Annotated in this window: 17 protein-coding genes and 2 pseudogenes; 10 read left to right on the top strand and 9 right to left on the bottom strand. The window is 71.7% G+C overall.

The window, feature by feature from the left end; all coding sequences use genetic code 11:
• Nucleotides 1–3 precede the first annotated feature (3 nt).
• The 4 genes from OIE69_RS41175 to OIE69_RS41160 all read left to right on the top strand — a co-directional run bounded on the left by OIE69_RS41175 (nt 4) and on the right by OIE69_RS41160 (nt 5,780).
• Complete coding sequence (locus tag OIE69_RS41175; protein WP_326580596.1) at nt 4–1,281, top strand: MFS transporter; 1,278 nt, start codon at nt 4–6, stop codon at nt 1,279–1,281.
• 12 nt (nt 1,282–1,293) lie between these two features.
• Nucleotides 1,294–3,579 carry a M28 family peptidase gene (locus OIE69_RS41170; protein ID WP_326580595.1) on the top strand — a complete coding sequence of 762 codons (2,286 nt, stop codon included), beginning with the start codon at nt 1,294–1,296 and terminating at the stop codon, nt 3,577–3,579.
• 170 nt (nt 3,580–3,749) lie between these two features.
• Nucleotides 3,750–4,514 carry a 3-oxoacyl-ACP reductase gene (locus OIE69_RS41165; protein WP_326580593.1) on the top strand — a complete coding sequence of 255 codons (765 nt, stop codon included), beginning with the start codon at nt 3,750–3,752 and terminating at the stop codon, nt 4,512–4,514.
• Nucleotides 4,515–4,553: 39 nt separating this feature from the next.
• Entirely contained in the window at nt 4,554–5,780 is a 1,227-nt protein-coding gene (locus OIE69_RS41160; RefSeq protein WP_326580592.1) for a phospholipase D-like domain-containing protein, read from the top strand.
• A gap of 19 nt (nt 5,781–5,799) precedes the next feature.
• Here the strand turns inward: OIE69_RS41160 and OIE69_RS41155 are convergent, their stop codons facing one another.
• Nucleotides 5,800–6,396, bottom strand: coding sequence for an HD domain-containing protein (locus OIE69_RS41155; RefSeq protein ID WP_326580591.1), 597 nt, complete (start codon nt 6,394–6,396; stop codon nt 5,800–5,802).
• 154 nt (nt 6,397–6,550) lie between these two features.
• On the opposite strand from OIE69_RS41155, the gene OIE69_RS41150 reads away from it, so the two are divergent.
• Genes OIE69_RS41150 through OIE69_RS41130 form a run of 5 tightly spaced genes read left to right on the top strand, consistent with a single transcriptional unit; the run spans nt 6,551 to nt 13,059 of the window.
• Nucleotides 6,551–6,769: an MbtH family protein gene (locus OIE69_RS41150; protein WP_326580590.1), complete on the top strand. Its 219-nt coding sequence runs from the start codon at nt 6,551–6,553 to the stop codon at nt 6,767–6,769.
• A 12-nt stretch (nt 6,770–6,781) separates the two neighbouring features.
• Entirely contained in the window at nt 6,782–10,153 is a 3,372-nt protein-coding gene (locus OIE69_RS41145; RefSeq protein WP_326580588.1) for a non-ribosomal peptide synthetase, read from the top strand.
• The gene (locus OIE69_RS41140; RefSeq protein WP_326580586.1) at nt 10,146–11,018 is read left to right on the top strand and encodes a thioesterase II family protein; all 873 of its coding nucleotides are present in this window, start codon (nt 10,146–10,148) and stop codon (nt 11,016–11,018) included. Before OIE69_RS41145 ends, OIE69_RS41140 begins: the two co-directional genes overlap by 8 nt.
• Nucleotides 11,015–12,067, top strand: coding sequence for a TauD/TfdA family dioxygenase (locus OIE69_RS41135; protein ID WP_326580584.1), 1,053 nt, complete (start codon nt 11,015–11,017; stop codon nt 12,065–12,067). The genes OIE69_RS41140 and OIE69_RS41135 overlap by 4 nt, the downstream gene beginning before the upstream one ends.
• Nucleotides 12,064–13,059: a TauD/TfdA family dioxygenase gene (locus OIE69_RS41130; protein ID WP_326580583.1), complete on the top strand. Its 996-nt coding sequence runs from the start codon at nt 12,064–12,066 to the stop codon at nt 13,057–13,059. The genes OIE69_RS41135 and OIE69_RS41130 overlap by 4 nt, the downstream gene beginning before the upstream one ends.
• 58 nt (nt 13,060–13,117) lie before the next feature.
• On the opposite strand, the gene OIE69_RS41125 is transcribed toward OIE69_RS41130, so the two are convergent.
• The 5 genes from OIE69_RS41125 to OIE69_RS41105 form a co-directional block, all read right to left on the bottom strand.
• Nucleotides 13,118–13,807 (bottom strand): gamma-glutamyl-gamma-aminobutyrate hydrolase family protein, encoded by a 690-nt coding sequence (locus tag OIE69_RS41125; RefSeq protein ID WP_326580582.1) that lies wholly within the window; start codon nt 13,805–13,807, stop codon nt 13,118–13,120.
• Nucleotides 13,808–13,839: 32 nt separating this feature from the next.
• Nucleotides 13,840–15,153, bottom strand: a complete 1,314-nt coding sequence (locus tag OIE69_RS41120; RefSeq protein WP_326580581.1) for a PLP-dependent aminotransferase family protein — start codon at nt 15,151–15,153, stop codon at nt 13,840–13,842.
• 11 nt (nt 15,154–15,164) lie between these two features.
• The gene (gene hypF, locus OIE69_RS41115) at nt 15,165–17,609 is read right to left on the bottom strand and encodes a carbamoyltransferase HypF (RefSeq protein WP_326580580.1); all 2,445 of its coding nucleotides are present in this window, start codon (nt 17,607–17,609) and stop codon (nt 15,165–15,167) included.
• Between the two features lie 17 nt (nt 17,610–17,626).
• A complete protein-coding gene (gene hypE, locus OIE69_RS41110; protein ID WP_326580579.1) occupies nt 17,627–18,658 on the bottom strand; it encodes a hydrogenase expression/formation protein HypE in 1,032 nt (343 codons plus the stop codon).
• Between the two features lie 88 nt (nt 18,659–18,746).
• Nucleotides 18,747–19,331, bottom strand: a complete 585-nt coding sequence (locus tag OIE69_RS41105) for a cysteine hydrolase family protein (protein WP_326580578.1) — start codon at nt 19,329–19,331, stop codon at nt 18,747–18,749.
• 267 nt (nt 19,332–19,598) lie between these two features.
• Between OIE69_RS41105 and OIE69_RS41100 the strand changes: the two genes are divergently transcribed.
• Nucleotides 19,599–20,333, top strand: a complete 735-nt coding sequence (locus OIE69_RS41100) for a 2OG-Fe dioxygenase family protein (RefSeq protein ID WP_326581555.1) — start codon at nt 19,599–19,601, stop codon at nt 20,331–20,333.
• Between the two features lie 72 nt (nt 20,334–20,405).
• Here OIE69_RS41100 and OIE69_RS41095 read toward each other — a convergent pair.
• From OIE69_RS41095 to OIE69_RS41085, 3 genes and pseudogenes are all read right to left on the bottom strand, one after another.
• A pseudogene (locus tag OIE69_RS41095) lies at nt 20,406–21,684 on the bottom strand (glutamine synthetase family protein); the annotation flags it as partial.
• A 220-nt stretch (nt 21,685–21,904) separates the two neighbouring features.
• The gene (locus OIE69_RS41090; protein WP_326580576.1) at nt 21,905–24,268 is read right to left on the bottom strand and encodes a LuxR C-terminal-related transcriptional regulator; all 2,364 of its coding nucleotides are present in this window, start codon (nt 24,266–24,268) and stop codon (nt 21,905–21,907) included.
• 652 nt (nt 24,269–24,920) lie between these two features.
• Nucleotides 24,921–25,274 (bottom strand): annotated as a pseudogene (locus tag OIE69_RS41085) (transposase); the annotation flags it as partial.
• Between the last annotated feature and the right edge of the window lie 7 nt (nt 25,275–25,281).

Raw genomic sequence — 25,281 nt, 5'->3', positions numbered from 1 at the left:
ACGGTGAAGACCGGGAGCCCGCCGTTCGCGCCGGGGTTCTGGCGGCTGTGGACCGCGACCACCGTCTCCGGCCTCGGTGACGGGGTGCGGACCATCGCCCTCTCGCTGTTCGCGGCCGCGCTCACCCGTGATCCCTTCCTTGTGTCCCTCGTCACCGTCGCGGGCCGGCTGCCGTGGATCTGCGTCGGGCCGTTCGCGGGCGCCTTCGCCGACCGGGTCGACCGGTGGCGCACCCTGTGGCTCTGCGACGCGGTCCGCACCGTGGTGCTGACGGGCTTCGTCGCCCTCAGTGCCCTGGACCAGGTCACCATCACCGTTCTCGCAGTGATCGCCTTCACGCTGAGCTCCGTACAAGCCATGGCGGACAACCTGTCCCAGGCCGTGGTCCGCGACGTCGCGGGGCCCGGATCGTTCGACGCGGCCAACAGCCGCCTCCTGGGGGGGCAGTTCCTCGCCATCGAGTTCGTCGGCACGCCCCTGGGGACCGTGCTGTTCCTCGCCTCGCCCACCCTCCCGTTCGCCGTGGACGCGGCCTCGTTCCTGCTCTCCGCGGTGCTGGTGTTCGGCCTGCGCGGGCGCGGTTCGCGTCCGGCAGGCTCGGACGGCGGCTTCTCGCTGCGCGCCCTGGGCGCCGGTACGGCCTCCGGCTTCCGCCGGCTCTTCGGCCACTACCTGCTGCGGACTCTGTGCCTGATCGCCGGACTGCTCAACTTCGCCCTGGTCGGCGTGATCGGCATTGTCGTCCTGTACGCGTTCGAGGTACTGCGCCTGGACAGCACGGAGTACAGCGTCATGCTCGTGGTCATCGCCCTGGGCGGACTGGGCGGACTGCTGCTGGCGCCCAGGATCACGCGCACGCTCGGCCGCGGCACGGCCCTGCAACTGGCCTTCGGCATCTGCCCGATCCCCTTCGCGGTCGCCGGGGGCACCTCGAACGCCGTGGTGGCGGCCGGTGCCTTCGCCGTCGTCGGAGCGAGCGTCTCTCTCATCAACGTCGCGGCCACGACACTGCGTCAAACTCTGATCCCAGCAGCTCTGTTCGGCAGCGTGAACGGCGCGTACCGGTCCGTCGTGAACGGGCTCTCCCCGCTCGGCGGCCTCGCGGGCGGCGTCTTCGCCGACCGACTCGGCCTCCGGTCCCCGTTCTTCATCGCGGCGGGGCTGCTGCTGGTCACGGCCGTCCTCACCGTGCCCCGGCTCACCAACGCCCGCGTCGCCGCCGCCGAGTCGTCTGCGGCGTGCAACGGGCCGAGGACCCACGATCCCGTTCAAGGACATTGAGGAACCCCTCTCATGACAGCGCTTCGCCGAGTGGCACCCGCCGCACTCGCCCTGATCGCCGTACTGCTCACGGGTTACGGCACCCTCGGCGTCACCTCACCGCCCTCCGCCGTGGCGGCCGACGCGCCATCCACCTCGTTCTCGGCGGACCGCGCGCGCGAGCACGTCGCGGCGCTCTCCACCGCGGCGCACCCGATGGGCACCCCCGCGCACGCCCAGGTCCGCCGGCAGCTCGTGGACGCCATCACGGCGCTGGGGCTGACCCCGGAGGTCCGGGAGTCGACCGTCAGCCAGACGGGCTCCGGGTCCTCGGTCATCGCACCGGTGCACAACATCCACGCGAAAGTGGCCGGTGTCCGGCCGACCGGCCGCCTGCTGATCGTCGCGCACTACGACTCCGCCCTGCACAGTCCCGGTGCCTCCGACGACGGCCTGGGGGTCGGCGCGGTCCTGGAGGTCGCCAGGGCGTTGAGCCAGAGACCGGCGCCGCGCAACGACATCGAGTTCCTCCTCACGGATGGAGAGGAGGAGGGACTCCTCGGCGCCCGCGCGTTCGTCGCGTCCTCCCCTACCTCGCCGTCGGGTGACACCGTCGTCCTCAACATGGACGCGGCTGGGACCTCGGGGCGGGCGGTGATGTTCCAGACGGGCGGCCACAACGCCGCGTTGCTCCCCGCCCTCGGCGACCTTCCCCCGGTCACCACGTCCCTGTCCGACGAGGTCTACCGGCTCCTCCCCCACGAGACCGACTTCACCGTGTTCCATCGCGCCGGCATGACCGGGCTGAACTTCGCGGTGGTCGGCGGTTCGGCGAACTACCACACCACGCGGGACAACCTGGCGAACCTCCACACCGGGAGCCTCCAGGACCTGGGCTCGACCGTGCTCTCCGCAGCTCACAGGCTCGCCGCCGCGGACCTCGGCGAGGTACGGAAGGCATCCGACGCGACCTACTTCACCCTGGGCGGCTTCCTCGTCGTCTACTCCGAGTCATGGGTGCTGCCGCTGGCGGTGTCAGCCCTGGTCGCGGCCCTGGCCGTACTGCTCCGGGCACACCGCCGCACCGGCATCGCGCGGCGCCCCCTGGGCGTCGCCGTGGCGACGCTCCCCGTGCCCCTGGTGGTGGCCATCGCCCTGGGGCTGGCCGGCTGGCAGGTGCTGTGCTGGGCACGGCCGGAGTACGGAGGCTTCGCCTTCGGCAACCCGCACCGCACCACGATCACCTCGCTCGGCTTCGCCGCCTTCGCGACCGCCACCGCCTATGCCTGGGCGATCCTTTTCCTGCGCAAAGGGTACGGATACGAAGCCGGGGCGGCCGCCGTCCTGTGGTTCGCCGGGCTCGCCGTGGCCAGCGCTCTGTTCTTCCCCGGTGGCTCGTACCTCTTCGCCTGGCCCACGCTGTGCGGCGCCGTGGGGCTGGCGTCGGTGGCCCGGCGCCCGGCGACGTCCCGGCTTCGGGGCCTCGTGCCCGCCGGCGCCCTGGGCCTCGCGGCGGCGGTGCTCGTGATCCCGGTGGCCGCCCTCCTCAAGGATTCCATGGGGCTGGCCCTCGTAGGGCTCCCGATGCTCCTGGTGGCCCTGGTCGCGGCGCCCCTGTCCTCGTCCCTGGCCGTGACGCTGCCGGGACGTCGGGCGGCGGTCCCCCTGGTCGTCCTGCTCGTCGCCGGGCCGACCCTCACGGGCACCGGCACCGCTCTCGACGGCGTGGACCGCGCGCACCCCGCGCCCACGAGCCTCGTGCACGGACTCGACGCCGACACCGGCCGGGCCCAGTGGCTGAGCGACGGCACGGGTGCCACCGACTGGTCGCGGTCCTACGCCCGCGGCGGACGCCGGAACGTCGAAGAGACCTTCCCCCTCCTGTTCGGAGAGGGCGGCCGGTACGCCGCCCCGGCCACTGAAGCCCCGGCCCCTTCCCCAGTCCTGCGCGTGCGCGGCAGCCGGGAGGTCTTCGGCGGGCGGGAGATCCGCCTGTGGGTGGGCACCGGCGGGGGACGGGCCTCCCGGCTCACCCTCTACACGCACGGGGGCGCGCTGCTGAGCGCCCGGATCGGCACCACGGAGGTACCGGGCGGGGAGAACCGGGGGTTCGCCTCGGGGCCCTGGAAGTGGGGTCTCCTGCTGCCCGCCCCGCGTCCGGAAGGCGACGAGATCGTCCTCACGGTGCGCGGTGACGGCCCCGTGCGGCTGCTGCTGGAAGCACAGACCGCCGGGCTGCCGGTGTCCCCGCCCACCACGGAGACCTGGGCGGCCCATGCGTCGGGCGTGTCTCTCGTCTCCCGCACGTGGACGGTCTGACGACGCGCGCGTGACCTCCCGACGCGCGGGCTCCCGCGCGCCCCCGGTAGTCCATGGTTCTCCTCCGTGTCCGGCCCGTTCCCCCGTGGCTAGGGTCGCCAAGGAATCGTCGGGGCGCCCGTCGCCCCCGTCCTCACTTCTCTTCCGACGTCCACGAAACGAGGAGCGTCATGCGTCGACTCGTCGGCCGTACGGCCGTCATCACCGGGGCCGGCAGTGGCATCGGTCTCGCCACCGCCCGCCGCTTCGCCTCCGAGGGTGCGAACGTCGTCTGCGGCGACATCGACGAGCGAGCCGGGAAGGCTGCCGCCGAGGAGGTCGGCGGCATCTTCGTCCAGGTCGACGTCACCGACCCCGAGCAGGTCGGGGCGCTGTTCCGTACCGCCTTCGAGACGTACGGCTCCGTCGACATCGCCTTCAACAACGCCGGCATCTCGCCGCCCGAGGACGACTCCATCCTGGAAACCGGCCTGGAGGCCTGGAAGCGCGTCCAGGACGTCAACCTCACCTCCGTCTACCTGTGCTGCAAGGCCGCCCTGCCCTACATGCGCCGCCAGGGCCGCGGCTCCATCATCAACACGGCCTCGTTCGTCGCCCTCATGGGCGCGGCCACCTCCCAGATCTCCTACACCGCGTCCAAGGGCGGCGTCCTCGCCATGTCTCGCGAACTCGGCGTGCAGTTCGCCCGCGAGGGCATCCGCGTCAACGCGCTCTGCCCGGGACCAGTCAACACCCCGCTGCTCCAAGAGCTGTTCGCGAAGGACCCGGAGCGGGCGGCACGCCGTCTCGTCCACATCCCGGTCGGCCGCTTCGCCGAGGCCGAGGAGATCGCCGCCGCCGTCGCCTTCCTCGCCAGCGACGACTCCTCGTTCGTCAACGCGGCGGACTTCGTCGTCGACGGCGGCATCTCCGGCGCCTACGTCACCCCGCTCTAGAGCGACGCGGACAGAACCCCGACACGGAGAAGAACCACCATGGCCAGAACCGAGGAGGCGCTCCAGACAGCTGCGCCCTTGCCCGGCTCGCGGTCCGGCCCCCCGGCCACCCCTGACCGCGCCCGGCGCATCCGCCGCCGCCTGGAGCGTCTCCTCGGCACCCCCATGACGGACCACAACCAGATCCTCCCGCTGCGCAACGGGGACGAAATCTTCCCGGCGATGCTCGAGGCCATCCGCGCCGCCCGCCGGACCGTCGACCTGATGACGTTCGTGTACTGGCGGGGGCGCGTCGCCCGTGACGTCGCGGAGGCCCTCGCCGAACGGGCCGCGGCGGGCGTCCGGGTCAGGCTTCTGCTCGACGGCTTCGGCAGCCGGCTCATCGAGCGGCCTGTCCTCTCGCGGATGACCGCCGCCGGGGTGGACGTGGCGTGGTTCCGGGCACCGCTCAAGCTGTCCCCCTTCAAACAGAACCACCGCTGTCACCGCAAGGTCCTCGTCGTCGACGAGAACACCGCCTTCACCGGCGGCGTCGGCATCGCCCAGGAATGGGCCGGAGACGCCCGGCACGCGGGAGAGTGGCGCGAGACCCACTTCCGGGTGCGGGGGCCCGCCGTGGACGGCCTCGCCGCCGCCTTCGCCCAGAACTGGGCCGAGTGCCACGACCGGCTCTTCGACGAGCGCGACCTGTTCCCGGAGCAGTCTTCGGCCGGCCGCGCGGCGGTGCAGGTGGTGCGGGGCTCGGCGGGCATCGGCTGGCAGGACATGCGCACGCTGCTGCGGGTGGTGCTCGAATCCGCCGAGGAGCGCGTCCGGCTCACCACCGCCTACTTCGCGCCCGACGACGACTTCGCCGGCCTCCTCGGGGCCACCGCGCGCCGGGGCGTCGAGGTGGAGCTCCTGGTGCCGGGCCGGCACACCGACAAGGCGGTGTGCCGGCAGGCCGGCCGCCGCCTCTACGCAGGCCTGCTCGATGCCGGGGTGCGCGTCTGGGAGTATGGGCCGACGATGATGCACGCCAAGGTGCTCACCGTGGACGGCACCCTGTCGGTGGTCGGCTCCGGCAACCTCAACCGCCGCTCTCTCGACCACGACGAGGAAGTCATGCTCGCCGTCCTCGACGAGGAGCTCGCTGCCGTCCTCGACGCGCACTTCGACCAGGACCGGGCGGTGAGCGCGGGTGTCCCCGCGGATGCCTGGGCCGCCCGGCCCTGGTCGCACCGGTTCAAGGAGGGCGCGGTGGCACCCGTACGCCGGTTCCTCTGAGGCTTCCTCCGAGGGGGCCTCAGCGGTCCAGGGCGTTACCCAGGATGCGATCCGCGATGCCGTTCCGCAGGGAGGTCGCCGGCGAGCTGTCCGGCTTGCGCAGGGCTTGCTGGCGGAAGCAGTCGAGGAACTCCCCCGCGATCCCGAGCCGGGGCCAGCGCTTCAGCACCTCCGCCTTGAACTCCGCCGGGAAGTCGTCCATGTAGCGCCCGGATATGTCCATGCTGGTCGACCGTTCCAGGAGGAAGCCCTCCGGGTCCGCGGCCACATCGACCTCGTCCAGCATGTGCGCGACGACCGCCTTCACCAGACGCTCGCGCCGCGGTACCGGCCAGCCGGCCCCCGCGCCGTACACCCATGCCACGTGCCCGCTCGCGTGGTCGAATCCCACCGTCCGGTTGTCGAACTCGGTCACGAGGCCGATGTCGTGGAACATCGCGGCCACCCACATCAGTTCGGGCTCGAAGCCGATGCCGTGCTCGGAGCCGTATGCCGCTGCCCATACGTAGGCGCGCACGGAGTGGTTCAGCAGGGCCGGGGAGCAGTAGGCGCGGGCGACGTCCAGGGCCCCCACGCAGGCGGGGGTGTCCGGGATCTTCGGGATGTCGTGAGTCATGGGCCGAGTATCACCCCGCTTCAAGGCCCCGTCCGGGTCCGCTGGCATTCACCTGACGCGGCGGGGACGGCTGTCAGGGGGACTCCCGACAATACAGCCGCCGTCTCAGCGGACAGGTTGGTCCGGTCGTCACAACCTGCTGGAGGTCCGCACCGTGCATGCCGATCCGGGGTCGGAGACGACCCATCTCGTGGTCGTCAACGAAGAGTTGCAGTACGCCCTCTGGCGTGCCGACATCGGCCTGCCGCCCGGCTGGACGGCCGAGGGGACCTCGGGCACGCGCGAGGAGTGTCTGGCGCACATCGACGCCGTCTGGACCGACATGCGGCCCCTGAGCGTGCGTCGGGCCATGGAACCGACCCCTTCCGCCTGACCGTTCACGATCGTGGAGAGACCTTCCATGCAGTTCTCGCTCTCGGCCGAGCAACGCCGGCTTCTGGACCAGCTCCTCGACGACTCCCGTGTCGGGCAGGCCGTCGACCGCATCGGGCCGCGCACCGGCGCCACGGACCGCGCCCCCCTCTCCTTCGGCCAGGAACGCCTGTTCCTGGTGGACCGGCTGCGGCCCGGTTCGCCGATGTACGTCGGCACGGGCGCCCTGCGCCTGCGCGGCAGCCTCGACCCCGCTCTCTTGGAGCGCTGCTTCGCCCTGCTCGTGAAGCGCCACGAGGTGCTGCGTACGGCGATCGGCGAGTCCCCCGAGACCGGCGAGCTGGAGCAGCGGATCCTGGGCGCCGACGAGATCGCCGTGCGCGTACCGGTGCGCGAGACGACCCGTGGCGAACTCCACCGGACGGTTTCCGAGCTCGCCTCCGAGGGCTTCGACCTGGCCCGCCCGCCGCTGCTGCGCGCGGTGCTGCTGAAGGTCTCCGACGCCCCGGAGCCCGAGTGGACGCTGGTGTTGTCCGTCCACCACATCGTCGTCGATGGCTGGTCCATGGGCCTGTTGATGACGGAGCTGGGGACGGCGTACGCGGCGCTGTCCGAGGGCCGTGCGGCCGGTCTGCCGCCGCTGGCGCTGCAGTACGCGGACTTCGCCGCCTGGCAGCGCGGCACGCTGGAGCAGGGCCTGCTGGACGGGCAGCTCCAGTTCTGGCGGGAGACGCTCGACGGCGTCCCCATGGTCGACGTGCCGGCCGACCGGCCGCGGCCCGCGCAGCGCGGCTACGCCGGTGACACGGTGCCGCTGCGGCTTCCCGCGTCCGTCGTGAAGGGGCTGCGCGCCCTCACCGACGAGGCTCAGGCGACCCTCTTCATGGGACTCGTCGCCGGCTGGTCGATCGTCCTCGGCCGCTGGTCGGGCGAGGACGACGTAGTCGTGGGCACGCCGGTCGCCGGCCGTCGCCGGGCCGAGCTCGAGTCCACCGTCGGCTTCTTCGTCAACACCCTGCCGCTGCGGGTGGGCCTGGAGCCCGGCGACGACTTCCGGGCGCTGCTGCGGCGCACCCGGGACGTGTGTGTGGACGCGTTCGCGCACCAGGACGTGTCCTTCGAGCGGATCGTGGCCGAAGTGCCCGCCGAACGGGACGTGTCCGGCCAGACCACCCTCGCCCGGCACTGGCTGGTCCTGCACAACACCCCGCCGCTGGCGTTCTCCGTTCCCGGTCTGGAGGCCGAGGTGCTGCCTTCGCTGGTCGGCACCGTCCGATGCGACCTCTCCGTGCAGCTCGTGCCCGAGAAGGACGGCGGGCTCGACGGCTGGCTGGAGTACTCCACCGAGCTCTTCGACCGGGACACGGCCGGCCGTCTGGCCGCCGCCCTCGTCTCGGTGCTGGCCGCCGCCGCGAAGACCCCCGGCCGGGCGGTGCGGGAGCTGCCGGTGATGTCCCCGCAGGAGTACGAGCGGGTCGTCGGCGCCCTCGCCTCGGAGCCGGCCGTGGAGTCGCGGCACACCGATGTCGTCGCCTGGTTCGAGACGCAGGCCGACCGTACTCCCGACGCCATCGCCGTGATCGCGGACCGAACCGGAGAAGGGGACACGGCCGGGGCCGGGGACTCGGGCGCAGAGGTCCTCACGTACGCGGAACTCGACGGACGGGCCAACCGGGTGGCGCACCTCCTCGCCGGAATGGGCGTCGGACCCGAGGACCGGGTGGGCGTCTGCCTGGCACGGGGCGCCGATCTGATCGCCGCCGCCCTCGGCGTCCTGAAGGCCGGTGCCGTGCACCTGCCGCTCGACCCCGACTATCCGGCCGCGCGCCTGGAGCAGCTCGTCGGCGACGGCGCGCCGCGGATCGTGCTGACCGGGCCGACGCTCGACGAGCTCTTCCCGGGCCGGGAGACGGTCACCGTCCCCGAGGGCGGGATCACCGGCCTGCCCGACCACCGTCCCGTGAAGGGGCCCCTCGCCTCCGGGCGTGCCGCCGCCCTCCTGTTCACCTCCGGCTCGACCGGACGGCCGAAGGGCGTCGTGCTCACTCACGGCGGTCTGCTGAACCGGCTCGCCGGGATGCGCGAGGCGTACGCGATCGACGCCGGCGACCGTGTGCTGCAGAAGGCGCCGATCGGCTTCGACGTCTCGCTGTGGGAGCTGCTGCTGCCCGTCGTGTGCGGAGCGGCCGTGGTGCAGGCCCGTCCCGGGGGCCATCGTGACGCGGACTACCTCCACGAGCTGATCGACTGGCACGGGGTCACTGTCTGCCACTTCGTCCCGTCGATGCTGCGCGAGTTCCTCGCCTCGGCGGACGCGGCGGGAGCGGGGACCGGCGCCCATCCGAGCGTGCGCGTCTTCTTCAGCGGCGGCGAGAAGCTGTCCGCCGAGCAGGCCGGGCTGCTCCTCGACCGTCATCCGGCGGCGCGGCTGTTCAACCAGTACGGACCGACCGAGGCCGTCATCGACGTGACCGCCGGGCAGGTCGGACAACCCGTGCCCGCCGGTGTCCCCATCGGACGGCCGGTGCCCGGCACCGAGCTGCTCGTGCTCGACGCCCACGGGCGGCCGCAGCCCATCGGCGTGCCCGGCGAGCTGTTCATCGGCGGCGTCCAGCTGGCCCGCGGCTACTTCGGGGCGCCCGGGGCGACCGCCGAGCGGTTCGTCCCGCACCCCTTCGCACGCGGCGAGCGGCTGTACGCGACCGGCGACCGGGTACGGCGCCTGCCCGACGGCTCCCTGGAGTTCCTGGGGCGCGGCGACAGCCAGGTGAAGGTCCGCGGCCACCGTGTCGAGGCCGGTGAGGTGGAGGGCGCGCTGCGCCGCCACCCCGCCGTCTACGACGCCCTCGTACGCGTCCGCGTCGACGACACCGGACAGGCACAGCTCGTCGGGTACGTGACCACCGGCGCCGAGGAGGCGCCCGCCGGGCTCGACACGGAGCTGCGCGAGCTGCTCGGCGGCCTGCTGCCTGAGGCGATGGTCCCCTCGCACCTGGTGGTCCTGGACCGATGGCCGCTGAACGCCCACGGCAAGGTGGACACGGCGGCGCTGCCGGAGCAGGACGGGCGCGACAGCGGCATCCCGTACGAGGCACCGAGGACGCCGCTGGAGGCGCGGCTCGCCGAGGTGTGCGCCGAACTCCTCGGCGTGGAGCGGCTCGGCCGCCACGACTCGTTCTTCGCGCTCGGCGGTCACTCGCTGCTCGCGCTGCGGGCCATCTCCCGCATCCGCGCGGAGTTCGGGGTACGGGTGCAGGTCGGCCAGTTCTTCAAGGCGCCCGACCTTGCGTCGCTGGCGGAGCTCGTCGCCGAGAAGCAGACGCTGGCGGAGGGCGCGCCGTCCGACGCGGCCCCGATCCCGAGGATCGACCGCCGCCGTGTCTGACGTGCCCCGACGCGCCCCGTTGCGCGATTCCTCACGCGTCTCCCCCGCCGATGCCCCGCGCCCGACCGCGAGGCCGACGGACGGTTCCGCCGAGCCGTGGCTGCGGCGGTTCCGGCCCGCCGGGCCGGTCACCGTCCGGCTGATCTGCCTGCCGCACGCCGGCGGCTGGCCGAGCTACTTCCGCCCCTGGTCCACGCTGCTGCCCGCCTACGTCGACCACGCGGTCGTGCACTACCCGGGCCGGGAGAGCCGCGACGACGAGCCCTGCGTGTGCACGATGGAGGCGCTGGTCGACGCCGTCGCCGAGGCCGTCGAACCGCTGCGGGATCTGCCGCTGGTGCTGTTCGGCCACAGCATGGGCGCCTCGGTCGTCCACGAGCTCGCGCTGCGGCTCCAGCGGACGGGAGCGCCCCCGGCCCATGTGGTCGTGTCGGGGCGCCAGTCGCCGACGCGGCGGCGTGTCACCTCGTACCACCTCGCCGACGACGCCACCTTCCTGGCGCACGTCCGCCGGCTCGGCGGCATCCCGGACGAGATCATCGACCACGCCGAGCTGCGGGAGCTGTTCCTCGGCCCGCTGCGCAGCGACTACCGGCTCATCGAGCAGTACGAGCCGAGCTCGCTCGCACCGGTCGAGGCACCGCTCACGATGATGTGGGGCACGGAGGATCCGCACTGCTCGGAAGAGGGTGCCCTCGCCTGGCGGGACGTCGCGGGCCGCGGCTTCTTCCCGCTCTCCTTCCCCGGCGGCCACTTCTACCTCGCGGACGACCACGCGGGACCGGTCGCGCACCTCGTGCGGCTGCTCTCCGCCGTGGCCTCCTCCGCGCCGCGGCACACCGTCTTCCAGGAGAGGCACCGATGAACGACGCAGCGGCACCGGCCGGCACGACAGCCGCCACCGACCCGCCACAGACTGCCGAAGCGGCCGTCGAGATCCGGACGGACTGGCAGGCCGACGGCCTGCCGGCCCTGGTCAGGGCCGGGGCGCCCGGCACCGGTCTCGCCGCCTGGCTGTCCGGCCACCGGGAGGCCGTCGACCGGCTCGCCCACGAGGCCGGCGCCGTGCTCTTCCGGGGTTTCGACGTCACCGACGCCAGGGGCTTCCGGGAAGCGCTCGACGCCCTCTCCTCCCGGGTCCTGGACTACGGAGAGCGTTCCTCGCCCCGTAGCGAGGTCTCCGAGGGCGTCTACACGTCGACGGAGTACCCGGCGGACCAGCACATCCTGCTCCACAACGAGCAGTCGTACACGGACAACTGGCCACTGCGGATCATCTTCTTCTGCGAACGCGCGGCCACGAAGGGCGGCCGCACGCCGCTCGCCGACTCCCGCCGGGTGCTGGCCGGGCTGCGGCCGGAGACGGTCGAGAAGTTCGAGCGGCTCGGGGTGCGGTACGTCCGCAACTACCTGCCGGGCATCAGCCTGTCGTGGCAGGAGGCCTTCCAGACGGAGGACCCGGCGGAGGTGGAGGCGTACTGCGCCCGCGCCGGCATCACGGCCGAGTGGGTGGACGACGAGCAGCTGCGCACCCATCAGGTGCGCCCCACCGTGCACCGGCACCCGGTGACCGGGGAACGCACCTGGTTCAACCACGCGTACTTCTTCCACGTCTCCTCGCTGCCGGAAGAGGTCAGCGAGGGGCTCCTCGCCGCGGTGGAGCCCAAGGACCTGCCGTACAACACGTACTACGGGGACGGCACGCTGATCGAGCCGGAGACTCTCGACGAGATCCGGTCCGTCCTCGACGCCGGGACGACCGGTTTCGATTGGGAGGCTGGTGACGTCCTCCTGGTCGAGAACATGATCACCGCACACGCCCGTGAACCCTTCGAGGGGCCGCGCCGGATCCTCGCCGCGATGGCGGATCCGGTCGGCGACCTCGTGGGACGGACGACGGAGGGGACGAAGTGACGACCGGCGAACGGACGGACATCCCGGGGGCTCACGCCGAGCCGCTCGACGACGAGCCCTTTCTACTGAGGCTGACGTCGGCGGGGCCGGGCACCCCCCTCGGCCCCTGGATCGACGCCCACCGGGAGCGGCTGCTCAACGCCCTCGACCGCTACGGAGTGCTGCTCTTCCGCGGATTCGACGTACCAGATCCGAAGGCCTTCGGGCGGGCGGCGCGAGCCTTCTCGCCCGAGCTGCTGGGCTACCTGGAGCGGGCGGCGCCGCGCAACGAAGTCGCCGACAAGGTCTTCACCTCCACGGAGCTCAGCGAGGAGCAGTGGATCCCCTTCCACCACGAGATGAGCTACGCCCACAACTGGCCGAGTCGTCTGTACTTCTACGGCGACCGGCCCTCCGCGACCGGCGGTGCGACCCCGGTTGCCAGTGAGCGCCGTGTCTTCCCGAGGATCCCCGCCGAGGTCCGCGAGCGGTTCCAGCGCCACGGCGTGCGGTACGTCCGGAACTACGGGCCCGACCTGGACATCCCGTGGCAGGAGGTCTTCCAGACCGGCGACCGGTCCGTGGTAGAGACGTACTGCGCGCAGTCCGGCACGGACCTGGAGTGGACCGGGAACGACGGCCTGCGGACCGTGTCGCGACGGCAGGCCCTCGCCGAGCACCCGCGCACCGGCGAGACCGTCTGGTTCAACCACGCCCACCTCTTCCACACCTCGAACCTGCCGGCCGAGGTCGCCGAGGTCCTCATCGGCGAGTACGGCCCCGAGGGGCTGCCGCGCAACGCCTACTACGGCGACGGCGAGGAGATCGAGGACGAGGTGATGGCGCTGATCCGCGGGCTGTACGAGGAGGCCGCCGTGAGCTTCCCGTGGCAGCGCGAGGACGTGATGGTCGTCGACAACTTCCTGGCGACGCACGCCCGGGAGCCCTTCCGCGGCGACCGGCGCGTCCTCGTCGCCATGTCCGACCTGTACGTGGCACCCGGTCACCGCTGACCCCGTGATGCGGACGACACCGAACCCCCTGCCACTTACGGCGGCAGGGGGTTCGGTGTCACTTCGCGCAGGCCGCGACGAAAACCGTGAAGAGCTCGTCATCGCCGGAGACCTCGGGGTGCCACTGCACGCCGAGGACGAACCTCTTGGCGGGGTCCTCGGCCGCCTCGACGACACCGTCGTCGCTGCGGCCGGTGACGGTCAGCCGACCCGGGTCGGCGACGGCCTGGTGGTGGTGGGAGTTGGTGACGGCCAGCGGTCCGTACACGGCGGCGGCCCTGCTGTGCGCCGTGAAGCGCACCTCGTGGTGACCGAACTCGCCCTCGCGCGGGCAGTGGCCGGTGTGCCCGACGACGTCGGGCAGGTGCTGGTGGAGCGTGCCGCCGTAGACCAGCGCGAGGAGTTGCAGACCGCGGCAGACGCCGAGGACCGGCAGGTCCAGGTCGAGGGCGGTGCGCAGCAGCAGCAGTTCGCCGTGGTCCCGGTCGGGACGGGGGGTGTCGGAGGCGGGATGCGGTTCCTGTCCGTAGTGGGCCGGGGCGATGTCAGCGCCGCCGGTGAGGAGCAGTCCGTCGAGGCGGTGCAGGACGTCGGCGTCGAGGTCGTCCGGCGGCAGGACCACCGCACGGCCGCCGTTGGCGGTGATCCCGCGCACGTAGGACTGCTGGACGACGGTCGCGTCGGTGTCCCAGATGTTCCAGCGGGCCTGGTCCCGGTAGCCGGTGATGCCGATGACGGGGCGGCTCATGGGCGTGCTCCAGGGGGTCGTCGTGGGGTGGGTCAGGACGCGTCGGCGCGCAGGGCGCGGCCGGCGAGGGCGAGGGAACGGTCGAGGAGGGCCCTGGCCTCGGGCAGGGCAGCACCGAGCGGGGTGCGGGCCGCCCGCAGGGCAGCGACCCGGTCGGCGAGGCTGGCGGCGGGCTGCTCGGCGCGGACGGCGGCAGCGAAAACGTCGGCGAGCTCGGGCAAGTCCTCTTCGGTGAGGCCCTGGTACGCGGCTTCGTTGAGGCCGATGCGCACGCCTTGGCCGGTGAAGCCGGGCAGTCCCGCCATGAAGTTGACCTTGAGTCCGGCAGCGTGGAGCCGGTCGCTGGCGAGGCCGGGGGCGATGCCGTCGCGTTCGGTGTCGAGCCACAGCTGGTGTCCGGCGGTGTAGCCGCGGTCGGCGGCGCAGACGGTGATGCCGCGCTCGGCGAGGAGTCCGGCGAAGGCACGGGTGTGCCCGACGACGGCTCGCGCGTAGGCGGGACCGAACTCCTGGAACTCAAGGACGGCCATGCCGAGGCTGAGGGTGGCGCCGAAGTGGTGGCTGCTGACCAGGTAGTCCTGGGTCTCCCGGATGCGCTTCTCGATGTCGGCGTCGCGGGTGAGGAGCAGTGCCTTCTGCGGGCCGGGGAAGGTCTTGTGGGTGGAGCCGCCGAAGCTGTCGGCCCCCTCGTCCAGGGGGTTGGGGAACATTCCGGCGAGGACGAGACCCATCCAGTGGCTGGCGTCGACGTGGACGAGGGTCTCGGGGGACGCCTCCCGGACGACGCGGACCAGGGAGGCCACGTCGACCGGGAAGAGGCAGTGGGACTGGTCGACGTAGACGAGCGCGGGCCGCACCCGGCGGAGCAGCTCGGCGGCGTGGTCGAGGTCGAGTGCGTGCGGGTCGGGGCCCCGGAGGAACTCGACCCGCAGGCCGAGCCGTTGGGCGACGCTCGGAGTGGCGTAGTGGCCGCCGTTCTCGGGGCCGATGGTGACGACGGTGGAGCCCGGGTCGCCGCCGAGGGTGGCCAGGGCGAGCGTCATCGCGTTGAGGCCGCTGAGCGGTCGTACGGAGACGTAGTCGGCCTTGCCGAGACGTTCCAGGAGCGGGATGGCGACGCCGGTCTCGACGTCGCGGAGGCCCTGCGCGCCCCGGAAGTGCCAACGGCCGGGATGGTCGGTCTCGTTGAAGAAGTAGCGGTGGTACGAGTCCAGGAGCATGGGCAGCTTGGCCAGTCCGGACATGGCGTTCTCGGACGGCACGAGGCTCAGCGTCCGTGCGGCGGCCTCCTCGTGCTCGGAGAGCAGCCGGACGACGTCGCTGAGGGTGATCTCTGCGGGGGCCATCGGCCTTCCTTTCATCGTTCGTTCGAGGCGGGCCGCGCGGATGCAGCCGCGGAGGCCGGGCCGGAGCGGGCGGCCGCGACCATCACCTGGCCCAGGGCGATGCCTCCGTCGTTGGTGGGGACCAGGCAGTGGGCGTACGCGGACAGACCGGCGGCGCGCAGGGCGAGCAGCGAGTTGACGAGCAGGAACTCGTTGAGGAAGACGCCCCCGGACAGGACGACCCGGTCGGTGCCGGCGGCCCGGCACTCCTCGGCTCCCCGGTCACGGACGAGGCCGACGACGGCCGAGTGGAAGCGGCGGCTGATCTCGACGGTGCCGAGGCCGGCGGCGAGATCGGCGGCGATCGCCCGGACGACCGGCCGGAAGTCGATCTCGACGGTTCGCGCTCCGGGCGGGGAGTCGGCGGCGGGCGCGAAGGCGAAGGGGTACGGCTCCGCAAGCGTGAGGTCGCGGCCGAGAAGTCCTTCCAGCTCGATGGGGCCCTGGGCCTCGTACTCCGCCCGGGAGCAGACACCGAGGAGGGCGGCGACGCCGTCGAAGAGACGGCCCATGCTGGAGGCCGACGGCGCGTTCACCCCTCGGCGGGCCATCGTGGCGTACACGTGCCGTTCCTGCTCGGTGAGTTCACCGAGGACGGGGAAGGCGGCGAGGGCCGCGTCCACGTCCCCGCCGAAAGCGTCGAGGGCCAGCGCGTAGGCCGTGCGGATCGGTTCGTGGACGGCCTTGTCACCGCCGAGCAGGGGGAGGTGCCGCAGTCGTGCGGTACGGCGGACCTCGGCGTAGTCGCCGAGCAGGAACTCGCCGCCCCAGATGGTGCCGTCGGCGCCGTAACCGGCGCCGTCGAAGATCACGCCGAGGGTGGTGCCCTCGATCCGGTTCTCCGCCATGCAGGAAGCCATGTGGGCGTGGTGGTGCTGCACGGCGATCACCTCGACGCCCTCCTCGGCGTCGGCCAGGATGTGCGAGCGGAAGGAGGGGTGCAGATCGCAGGCGACGAAGCGGGGCTTCAGGCCGTACAGCTCGGCGAGGTGGGAGGCGGTCTGCCGGTGCGAAGCGAAGGTCTCGTCGTTCTTGAGGTCGCCGATGTGCTGGCTGACGTACACCTCGTCGCCGGAGCCGAGAGCGATCGTCGTCTTCAGCTCGGCTCCGTAGGCCAGGATCGGCTCGGGGAGCGCGTCGACCATCACCGGATACGGGGCGTAGCCGCGCGAGCGCCGCAGGAAGGTTACGACGGGCTCGTCGAGACCCGGGTGGTCGGTGCACCGGACCACGGAGTCGTCCACCCGTATGTGGATGTCCCGGTCGTGGTGGAGGACCAGATCGGCCACCTCGAACAGTTGGGCGAGGGCGTCCTCGTTGCGGTGCACGATGGGGTAGCCAGAGATGTTGCCGCTGGTCATCACGAGAACGTCGAGCGAGGGGTGGTCGAGCAGCAGGTGGTGCAGGGGTGCCGAGGGCAGCATGACGCCGATGTTCGGGTTCCGCGGTGCGACGGCCTCGGGCAGGCCGTGGGGCACCTTGCGCAGCAGAACGATCGGCCGCGCCGGGGACTGGAGCAGTTCGTCCTCCGCCCGGCCGTGGACGGCGATCCGGCCGACCGTGGCGAGGTCCTCCACCATCACCGCGAAGGGCTTGGAGTCACGCTTCTTGCGGCGCCGGAGCCGGGCCACGGCCTCGGCATCACGGGCGTCGACGGCCAGGTGGAAGCCGCCGACGCTCTTGACGGCGACAATCCGGCCGGCGGCGAGCGCCTCGACGGCCGCGGTCATGGCCGCGTCCGCCTCGGCGAGGACACCGTCCGGCCCGGACAGGGTGACCCGGGGCCCGCACGCCGGGCAGGCGGTGGGCTGGGCGTGGTACCGGCGGTCGCCCGGGTTCTCGTACTCGTGCCGGCACTCCTCGCACAGGGTGAAGGAGCCCATGGTGGTCTGCGCCCGATCGTAGGGCAGGTCCCGGATGATCGAGTAACGGGGGCCGCAGTGGGTGCAGTTGGCGAACGGGTAGCGGTGGCGGCGGTCGCCCGGGTCGCGCACCTCGGCCAGGCAGTCGGGGCAGACGTGCGAGTCAGGGGGGACGGTCGTCCGGGCGTCGCCGCCCCGGACGCTCTCCCGGATGGTGAAGTCCGCGGGCGCTTCGCCGCCCGCGGACGTCTCCTCGACCCGCACCCCGTTCACCCGCGCGAGCAGGGGCGCCCGGTCCCGCAGGGCGCGGACGAAGGCGGTCAGGGACTCGAGGCTCCCGTACACCTCGGCGAGGACACCGAGGGGGTCGTTGAGGACCCAGCCGGTGAGCCCCAGCTCGTGGGCGAGCGTGTACACGAAGGGCCGGTAGCCGACCCCCTGCACGACGCCCTCGACCCTGATGAGCCACCGCTCGGACGGGCCTGGGCCCGTGCCGCCGACCGCTCCCGTCTCGCCAACCGCTCCGGTCTCTCCGACGGAGTTCTCCGACCGCATCCCCGCTCCCCGTCCTCTCAGCAAAGACGCGGGAGTTCCGCGCCCATGAGTTCCTCGACCTCGCTGATCCGGCCGTCCGCGCCGACCATCTCGACGGACTTCTCGGCCCGTTCGGTGATCTCGCCGATCACCACGGCCCGGCGCCCGTACTCGTGCGCGTGCAGGGTCTCCAGTACGACGTCAACGGCCTCCGGGGCCACGAACAGCGCGAGGCAGCCCTCGTTGGCTGCGTTGATGGGGTTGATGCCGAGCATGTCGGCGGCCATCCGCGTCTCGTGGTCGACGGGCAGCGCGCTCTCCTCGACGCGCACCGCCCGCCCGAGCGCCGACGAGTACTCGTGGAGGACGGCGGAGAGGCCGCCGCGGGTCACGTCCCGCATGGAGCGGACCGCACCGGCCGGGACCTTGTCGCGGAGGCTGTCGATCATGCCGTTGAGCGGCGCGCAGTCGCTGACCACGCGCTGTTCGAAGCCGAGTCCCTCGCGGACCGAGAGGAGGTGGATGGTGTGGTTGCCGATCGGACCGCTCAGGACGATCCGGTCGCCGACCCGCACGTCGGTCATCCGCTTCGGCTCCTCGTGGAAGACGCCGATGCCGGTGGTGTTGAGGAAGATGCCGTCGGCCTCGCCCTCGCCGACGACCTTGGTGTCGCCGGCGACGATCTTCACCCCGGCCTCGCGGGCGGTGTCACGGATCGAGACCAGGGCCTGGTGGAGCCGGGCGATGGGGAGCCCGGTTTCCAGGATCATGGCCAGCGTCAGGTAGAGCGGTTCGGCGCCGACGACCGCGAGGTCGTTGACGGTGCCGCAGACCGCGATCTTGCCGATGTCGCCGTTGCCGAAAAACGGCGGATCGACGACGAAGGAGTCGGTGGTCATCGCGATCCTGCCTGCCGGGATCGGCAGCATCGCGCTGTCCTCCATCTCGCCGATGTAGACGTCGCCCAGGACGCCTACGACGAACTCGACGAGTTCCCGGCTCAGCCGGGCCCCGGTCCCGTGATCGAGGACGATGTGCTGATCCAGAAGGGATTCCGTGCCGGTGCTCAACCAAGCTCCCAAATCGGTGCGGACGTACGGTGCGGGGCCGCCGCGCGGCGGTGTGCCGGGGCCGGGGGCCGTCGAAGGACGAAGGTCGTCAGGGGACGAGGAACTCCTTGCGCGGCAGGTCCTCGCCGGCGTCCAGGAGGGCGACGATCTCCTCGGAGGTGGCGATGGTGGCGCAGTAGCCGTCCATCCACTCCAGGGCACGGATCTTGTCCTGCTCGCGGGCGGAGACGACGCAGTCGCTCGGCACCCAGACCTTGTAGCCGCGGAAGAATGCGTCGGCGGCGGTGGTCTGGACGCAGATCTGGCTCTGCATGCCCGTGATGATCACGGTCTCGACGCCGAGGGCCTGGAGGCGCTCGTGCAGGTCGGTCTCGTAGAAGCCGCTGTCCTTGTTCTTCTCCAGGACGATGTCGCCCTCGTCGAGGAAGGGCGGGACGATCGCGGCGCCCTCGGTTCCCTGCTGCACCGGCAGCCAGCCGTCGTAGCGCTCGGCAATCGGGTCGTCCGCAAGGTTGATCAGCTGCAGGTGGACGACGTGGTGGCCGCGCTCACGCATCGCCTTCAGGAACCCCGAGAAGGCCGGCGTCGCCGCGTCGACGGCGTCGATGCGCTCCTGGTTCTTGTTGATCAGGTCGGCCTGCAGGTCGTTGGTGAGGACGGCGATTTTGCTCATGGGTCTCCTCGGAAGGTGGTGGACGATACGAGGGCTCGTACGCGCCTCACGGTAGGAACGAAGGTCCCGCCGGCACGGCGTCCGGCAACAGTCGGGGGAACCACTGACGGGCGTGACCGGCGGCGACTCCAGGTAGTCGCCACCGACGCGGTCGTACGGGCCAGCCCCCTCCGGAGTTCTCCCGACTCACCGCCTAGGGGCCCTCTTGGTCAGCATCGGGTGCCCCGGAGGGCAGAACTCACATCACAGCGAGGGGATGCGCACACCATGTCGGAGAAGACCGCAACGCCCGGACCGTCGGCCGCCACCGCGTCGGCGGATCTGGTGGAGCAGGGCTGGCACCTGCAGAGCTCGGACACCGTGTCGCGGCTGCTCGGCGTCGGCGACGCCGAGTGGGCGGCCTACGCGGACCACTGGGACGACCTCGTCCTCGACACGTACATGAAGGACGGCGGCACCTACCGCAACCGGCGCTACGGGCACTTCCGGCTCGATGTCGACGGGCTGCGACAACTGCCGCACGCACCCTACCGCCAGGAGTCGGCGGTCAACCCGCTCAACGGCGGGATCGACCGGCACTTCGAGCCGCTGACCGACGCCTTCCTCGCGAACCCCCTCACCAGCGAGGTCGTCCGCATGCTCGGCGAGATCTTCTCCGCCGCCGAGGGCATCGGCGCCTGGGACGTGAAGCTGCACCCCTTCCGCATCATCACCGGCGCGGACCAGGTCGGCAAGCCCGCTCCGCAGGGCCGGCACCGGGACGGCTCCACTTTCGTGACCTCGTTGCTGGTACGCCGGAACAACGTGGAAGGGGGCGAGAGTTCCCTGCACGGCGACGACGACACGCTGCTGCTGCGCTCGACGCTCTCCCGGCCCGGCGACCAGCTGCTCGTGGACGACCGGCGCCTGCTGCACGACGTCACCCCGCTGCGCGCCGTCGACCCCGCGTTGCCGGCCTACCGAGACGTGCTGATCGTCGACTTCGACCGCCTGTCCGCCTGATCCGCGCCCCGCGGCCCACCGAGGGCCGCGGGCCCGGCGCGCCCTGCGCAGTCCGCCGGCCTCTGGCTGCGCGTAGTGCCGCACCACCGGCTCGCCGAAGGCCGCCGCCGGCAGCTCTGCCGACCCCACAGGGCGGGCGCCTCGCGCAGGGTGCCCGGCACCCTGGGCGTGTCGGACGTGTAGGCGTTGCCCCGGAACGGCTCACCCGGGGACAGCCCCTCGTCGATCCCCCGGAGCCTGGCCGCGATGAGCCCGGCGACGGCCAGGTACGGGTTGGCGTCCCCCCGGGGACGCGGTGCTCGACCCGCAGCGAGGAGTCGTGCCCGGTGAGCCGCAGAGCGCAGGTCCGGTTGTCGACGCCCCAGGCCACGGCGGTCGGGGCGAAACTGCCGGGCTGGTAGCGCTTGTAGGCGTTGATGGTGGGCGCGAAGAACAGGCTGAGCCCGCGGACGGCGACAAGCTGTCCCGCGAGGAACCCCTCACCGAGCCGCGAGAGCCCGTAAGGCCCGTCGCCGGCGAGTACAGGTTCACCGTCCTCGCCGCGCAGCGAGATGTGTACGTGGCACGAGTTGCCCTCGCGCTCGTCGGGCTTGGCCATGAAGCTGATGCTGCGGCCCTCCTGCGCGGCGATCTCCTTGGCGCCCGTCTTGTAGAGCGTGTGGTTGTCGCAGGTGGTCAGGGCGTCGGCGTACCGGACGGTCACCTCGTCCTGGCCGAGGTTGCACTCGCCCTTGGACGCCTCCACGTACATGCCCGCCCCGGCCATCTCGGTACGGACACGGCGCAACAGCGGCTCGGTCGTGGACGTGCCGAGGACGGAGTAGTCCACGTTGTAGCTGGTGGCCGGGCGCAGTTCCCGGTAGCCGCGCTGCCACGCCTCCTCGTACGAGTCCTGGTACAGCACGAACTCCAGCTCTGTGCCGACCATCGCCCGCAGTCCCCGCGCGGCGAGGCGGTCGGTCTGCGCCTTCAGGATCTGGCGGGGCGAGACGGCGACGGGCGTGCCGTCGTGCAGGGCGAGATCGGCGAGCGTGAGGGCGGTGCCGGGCTGCCAGGGGATCAGACGCAGGGTGGCGAGGTCGGGCAGCAGCCGGAAGTCCCCGTACCCCCGCTCCCAGAAGGAGTTCTCGTAGCCCTCGACGGTCCGCATGTCGACGTCGACGGCGAGCAGGTAGTCGCAGGCCTCGGCGCCGTGGGCGAGCACGTCGTCGAGGAAGAACTCGGCGGAGAACTGCTTTCCCTGGAACCGGCCCTGCATGTCGGTGAAGGCCAGGACGACGGTGTCGATCTCGCCCGCGGCCACGTGGGCCTCGAGCTCGGCCGGGGTCGGCATGCCACGGCGGCGTGCCATGGGGGTTCTCCTGGATGCCGGTCAGGGCGGGGCGGGTGCGCGGGGGCCTCGATCGTGACGAGAGGCCTTCGGTGCCCAGGAGTCGGGGGAATCCCTCGCCCGCCGGCGCGGGAGCGGTGCCAATCGGGAAGTTTCCCGACTGCAGAGGGGCCCGCCGCGCCCGCCCCGGGCCGTGATCGGGGCCGGGTACGGGTACGGGTACGGCGGGTGGTGACCGTTCTCAGAAGGAGGCCTGGGAGCTGAGAAGACTCCGGGCCCCCACGCTGGTGCGGGGCAGAAGGACGCGGTGGTCCTGGGAGCGGCCGACGCAGGCGGCGACCTCGGCGCGGGAGGCCACCGCCAGCTTCTTGAAGATCCGGCCGAGGTGCGTCTCCACCGTCTTCTGGCTGACAACGAGCGCGCGGGCGATCTGGCTGTTGGTCCGGCCGTTGCTCACCAGGACCGCTATTTGGAGCTCGCGCTTGCTCAGTACGTCAAGCGCTTCGGCCGCCGCCCCCGCCTCGCCGCCGCCTCTGCCGACGACGCCTGCGGGCACGGCAAGGCGCCCGATGTCAGCGGCCCTGCCGTGGCCCGAGGCGAGCTCCTCGTGGATGCCCTCGCAACGCTCCTGCAGGTACAGGCTGTCGGTACGGCCGGCGGCCGTAACCGCGACGGAGGCGTGCCGTACCGCGCTGTGCGGATCCCCCGCACCTGACTCGACCCGTGCGAGCGTCCCCGCGAAGAGCGGGACCACGGTGTGGAAGCGCCGTCCCTCGGCCATGCTGAGGCCGCGCTCCAGATGCCCGATCGCCGCCTCGGTCCGCTTCAGCTCCGCCTCGGCCCGGGCCAGCCAGAACAGCCCGTCCATGTGCTCGACGAGGTCGTCGTCCCGCAGCGGGTCGAGCAGTTGGGCCGCGGCATCCGTCTGAGCCCGCGCCCTGGCCCCCGTACCGCCGCTCTCGCGCAGCCCCGCCATCGCACACAGCGCGTGGACCCGCACCCGCTCGCCGGCCGACAGCGCCTCGACCAGGCCGAGGAGTTCCGCCATCGTCTCGGCCGGCACCGGCCTGCCCAGGTGGAGCATGCAGGACACCCAGCCAGCAAGCAGCTCGGCCCGCTCCACGGGGCCGAGGCCTGACGCCGCACGCACCGCCTCGGCCAGTTCTCGATCGGCCGTCTCCCCCTCGCCGAGCATCCGCCGGGCCCAGGCCGTCCAGAGCAGCGCCTCCACGCCATGGGCGTGGGATTCGGTGCTCCCGCCCACGCGCTGGAGCGTTTCCAGACTGCGGCCGAGCCGGCCCGAGAGGGCGAGCGCACTGCCCAGCACGGTCGTGGCCCAGGCCTCGTCGCCACCCGAGTCGCCGATGGTCAGCGCGGCCTGGGCCCAGGCGGAGGCGTCCATGGCGTCCGTCCACCGGTGGCCGGCGGCCGCGTCCAGCAGGAGGCGGCTGGTGCGACTGTCCTTGCCGGCGATCTGGAACTGCAGGTGTTCCGCGAGCCGTACCTCGTCGGTGCGCTGCCGGGCGAGCAGGCGTGCGGCACGGGCGTGTGCGCCGAGCAGCCAGCCGGGGCCGGTCGACTGGTGGGCGGCGGCCCGGAGCAGGGAGCTGCTGAACCTGAGGTGCCGGGCGTCCGCTTCGACCTCGAAGATGTCCTGCCCCGCGAGTTCGTCGATCGCCGCGTGCAGTTCCTCGTCGTCGACCTGCGAGACGGCTTGCAGGACGTTGAGGCTGAACGGTTCGTCGAGGATGGCAGCGGCCCTGGCCACTCGCCAGCCCAGTAACGACAGGGCGTGGAAGTCGCGGAGCACCTCGGCGAGGGCCTCTACGGGAAGGTTGGCCCGGGACGGCCACTGGGGATGCAGGGGAAGCCGCATCGAGGCGAAGGCCTTGAGAAGTCCGGGGTTGTGGTCAGATTCCTCAAGGAGGAGCGAGCTCTGTACGCGGCTGATGTCCTCGGGCAGCAGGGCTGCGGCCTCTTCGGCGGAGAGTCGGGGCGGTACGACCCTGCGGGATTGCCCGTCTCGTACGGCCTCGTTGAGAACGGCGTGCAGCTGAAGGCTGCTCTGGCGCGGCCGGTGCGCCAGCGCGATCAGCACGGTTCCGCGCGGCGGATGACGCACGAGGTGTTCCAGGAGCCCCAGGGAGCTCTCATCGGCCCAGTGCACGTCGTCGAGGACGATGAGCAGCCCGCGCGAGGCCGAGGCCTCCTCCAGGAGTCCGCGCACGACGCGGAAGTTCTGGTAGCGAAATACGGGGTCGTCCCGCAGCTCGGCGGTCCCCTCCCCCAGCCCCAACAGCCCACCGAACGCGCCTTCGTCCCACCCTTCCTGTCCTTCGTCCCCCACACCGGTGCTTCCTCTGGTCAGGAGGTCGTCCATCACGCCGAGGAACAGTCCGAAGGGAGCCCGGGCCGAAGAGGGCTGCACGGCCGCCCGCCCGACGACGACCCGCCAGCCGCGCGCCTCCGCATCGTCGGCCAACTGGGCAAGCAGGGTGCTCTTTCCGGTCCACCGGTCACCGGTCACCTCGAGGACGTGAATCGAGGGCCTCGGCTCCAGCAGCAATTCGGTCATGTCGGTGGGCAAGTCCGAGATCACAGGCATGCGTGTTCCCCCTTGTTTGTCTTGCAAGAAGTCCGCCAATGGGTCGTAGGCGGCTCACTGCTGACGGCACGACAGACGTGCTCCCGATTATCTCGCAACGCCACTGTCTACGACCTGGAAATTCCCGAGAAATCTTGCGCAGACAAATCACCAAAAAACCCTTTCGCTACTTCCCGAATTTGCCCCGATCTAACCTCATACAACCCCTTCACCTCTTTCCCGCCCCTGGTCACTGCTCCACCGTTTCATCCGCTTTTCGCGACGCAAATCCGTCAGGTCTCAGAATGCATCAGAACCTCCATCGAATTCCCATCCGGGCCCAGAAAAAGGGTGTTACAGTGCGAGGACGGCACGAAACAGTCCACGCCACGAAGCCCGCGACGCAAAATCAGGTCTTCGAATTTAGTACTCCAGTCTGGTTTCACGAGCCATCCAGCGTGTTCGTCGACGGATCGTCGTCGGTAGTGGCTGTGTCGGGCCGTTGCCCAGCCTCGATCTTTCGTGACGGTCCGTCGGTTGTTCGGGCGGTCCGTTTCGGCTGTCCGGCCTGACCGCCGGCACGGCGGTGACCCGGCTGTCGCGTCGGGTGTGCGCCGGGTTCCACGGTTCCGGTGGGCGGTTTGAGTTCGTCGAGATGGGGCGTTTCCGCTAATCAGCCAGGGTTTGGGAGTGCGTCGAGCCGCTGGATCGCGGTGGCGATCACATCCGTCCAGGGCCAGTGGCGGGCGAATCTCAGGTGCCGGCGGCGGGCGGTGGTGACGAGCTGGGCGGCGGCGGAGAACAGTCGTAGCCGCAGGCGGCGGGGCTCCCAAAGTCGGGGCTTGCCGGTCAGGGCGAGCAAGGGCAGCCAGGCCGGCAGGTCGAGGGCGAGCAGAACGATCTCCAGCCAGATCCGGTTCCGCGCGGCGTCGTGCAGAAGCTGATTGCTCAGGCCGGTGGCGCGCGCGTTGCGGATGCGGTCCTCGGCCCGGGCTCGCTGGCGGTGCCGTAGTTCGAGAACGGCGATCGAGGCG

The organism is Actinacidiphila glaucinigra (assembly GCF_035918135.1).
GTDB lineage: Bacteria > Actinomycetota > Actinomycetes > Streptomycetales > Streptomycetaceae > Actinacidiphila > Actinacidiphila glaucinigra.
Note: the sequence above shows the minus strand (reverse complement) of the source record. Positions and strands in the feature narration are given on the sequence as shown.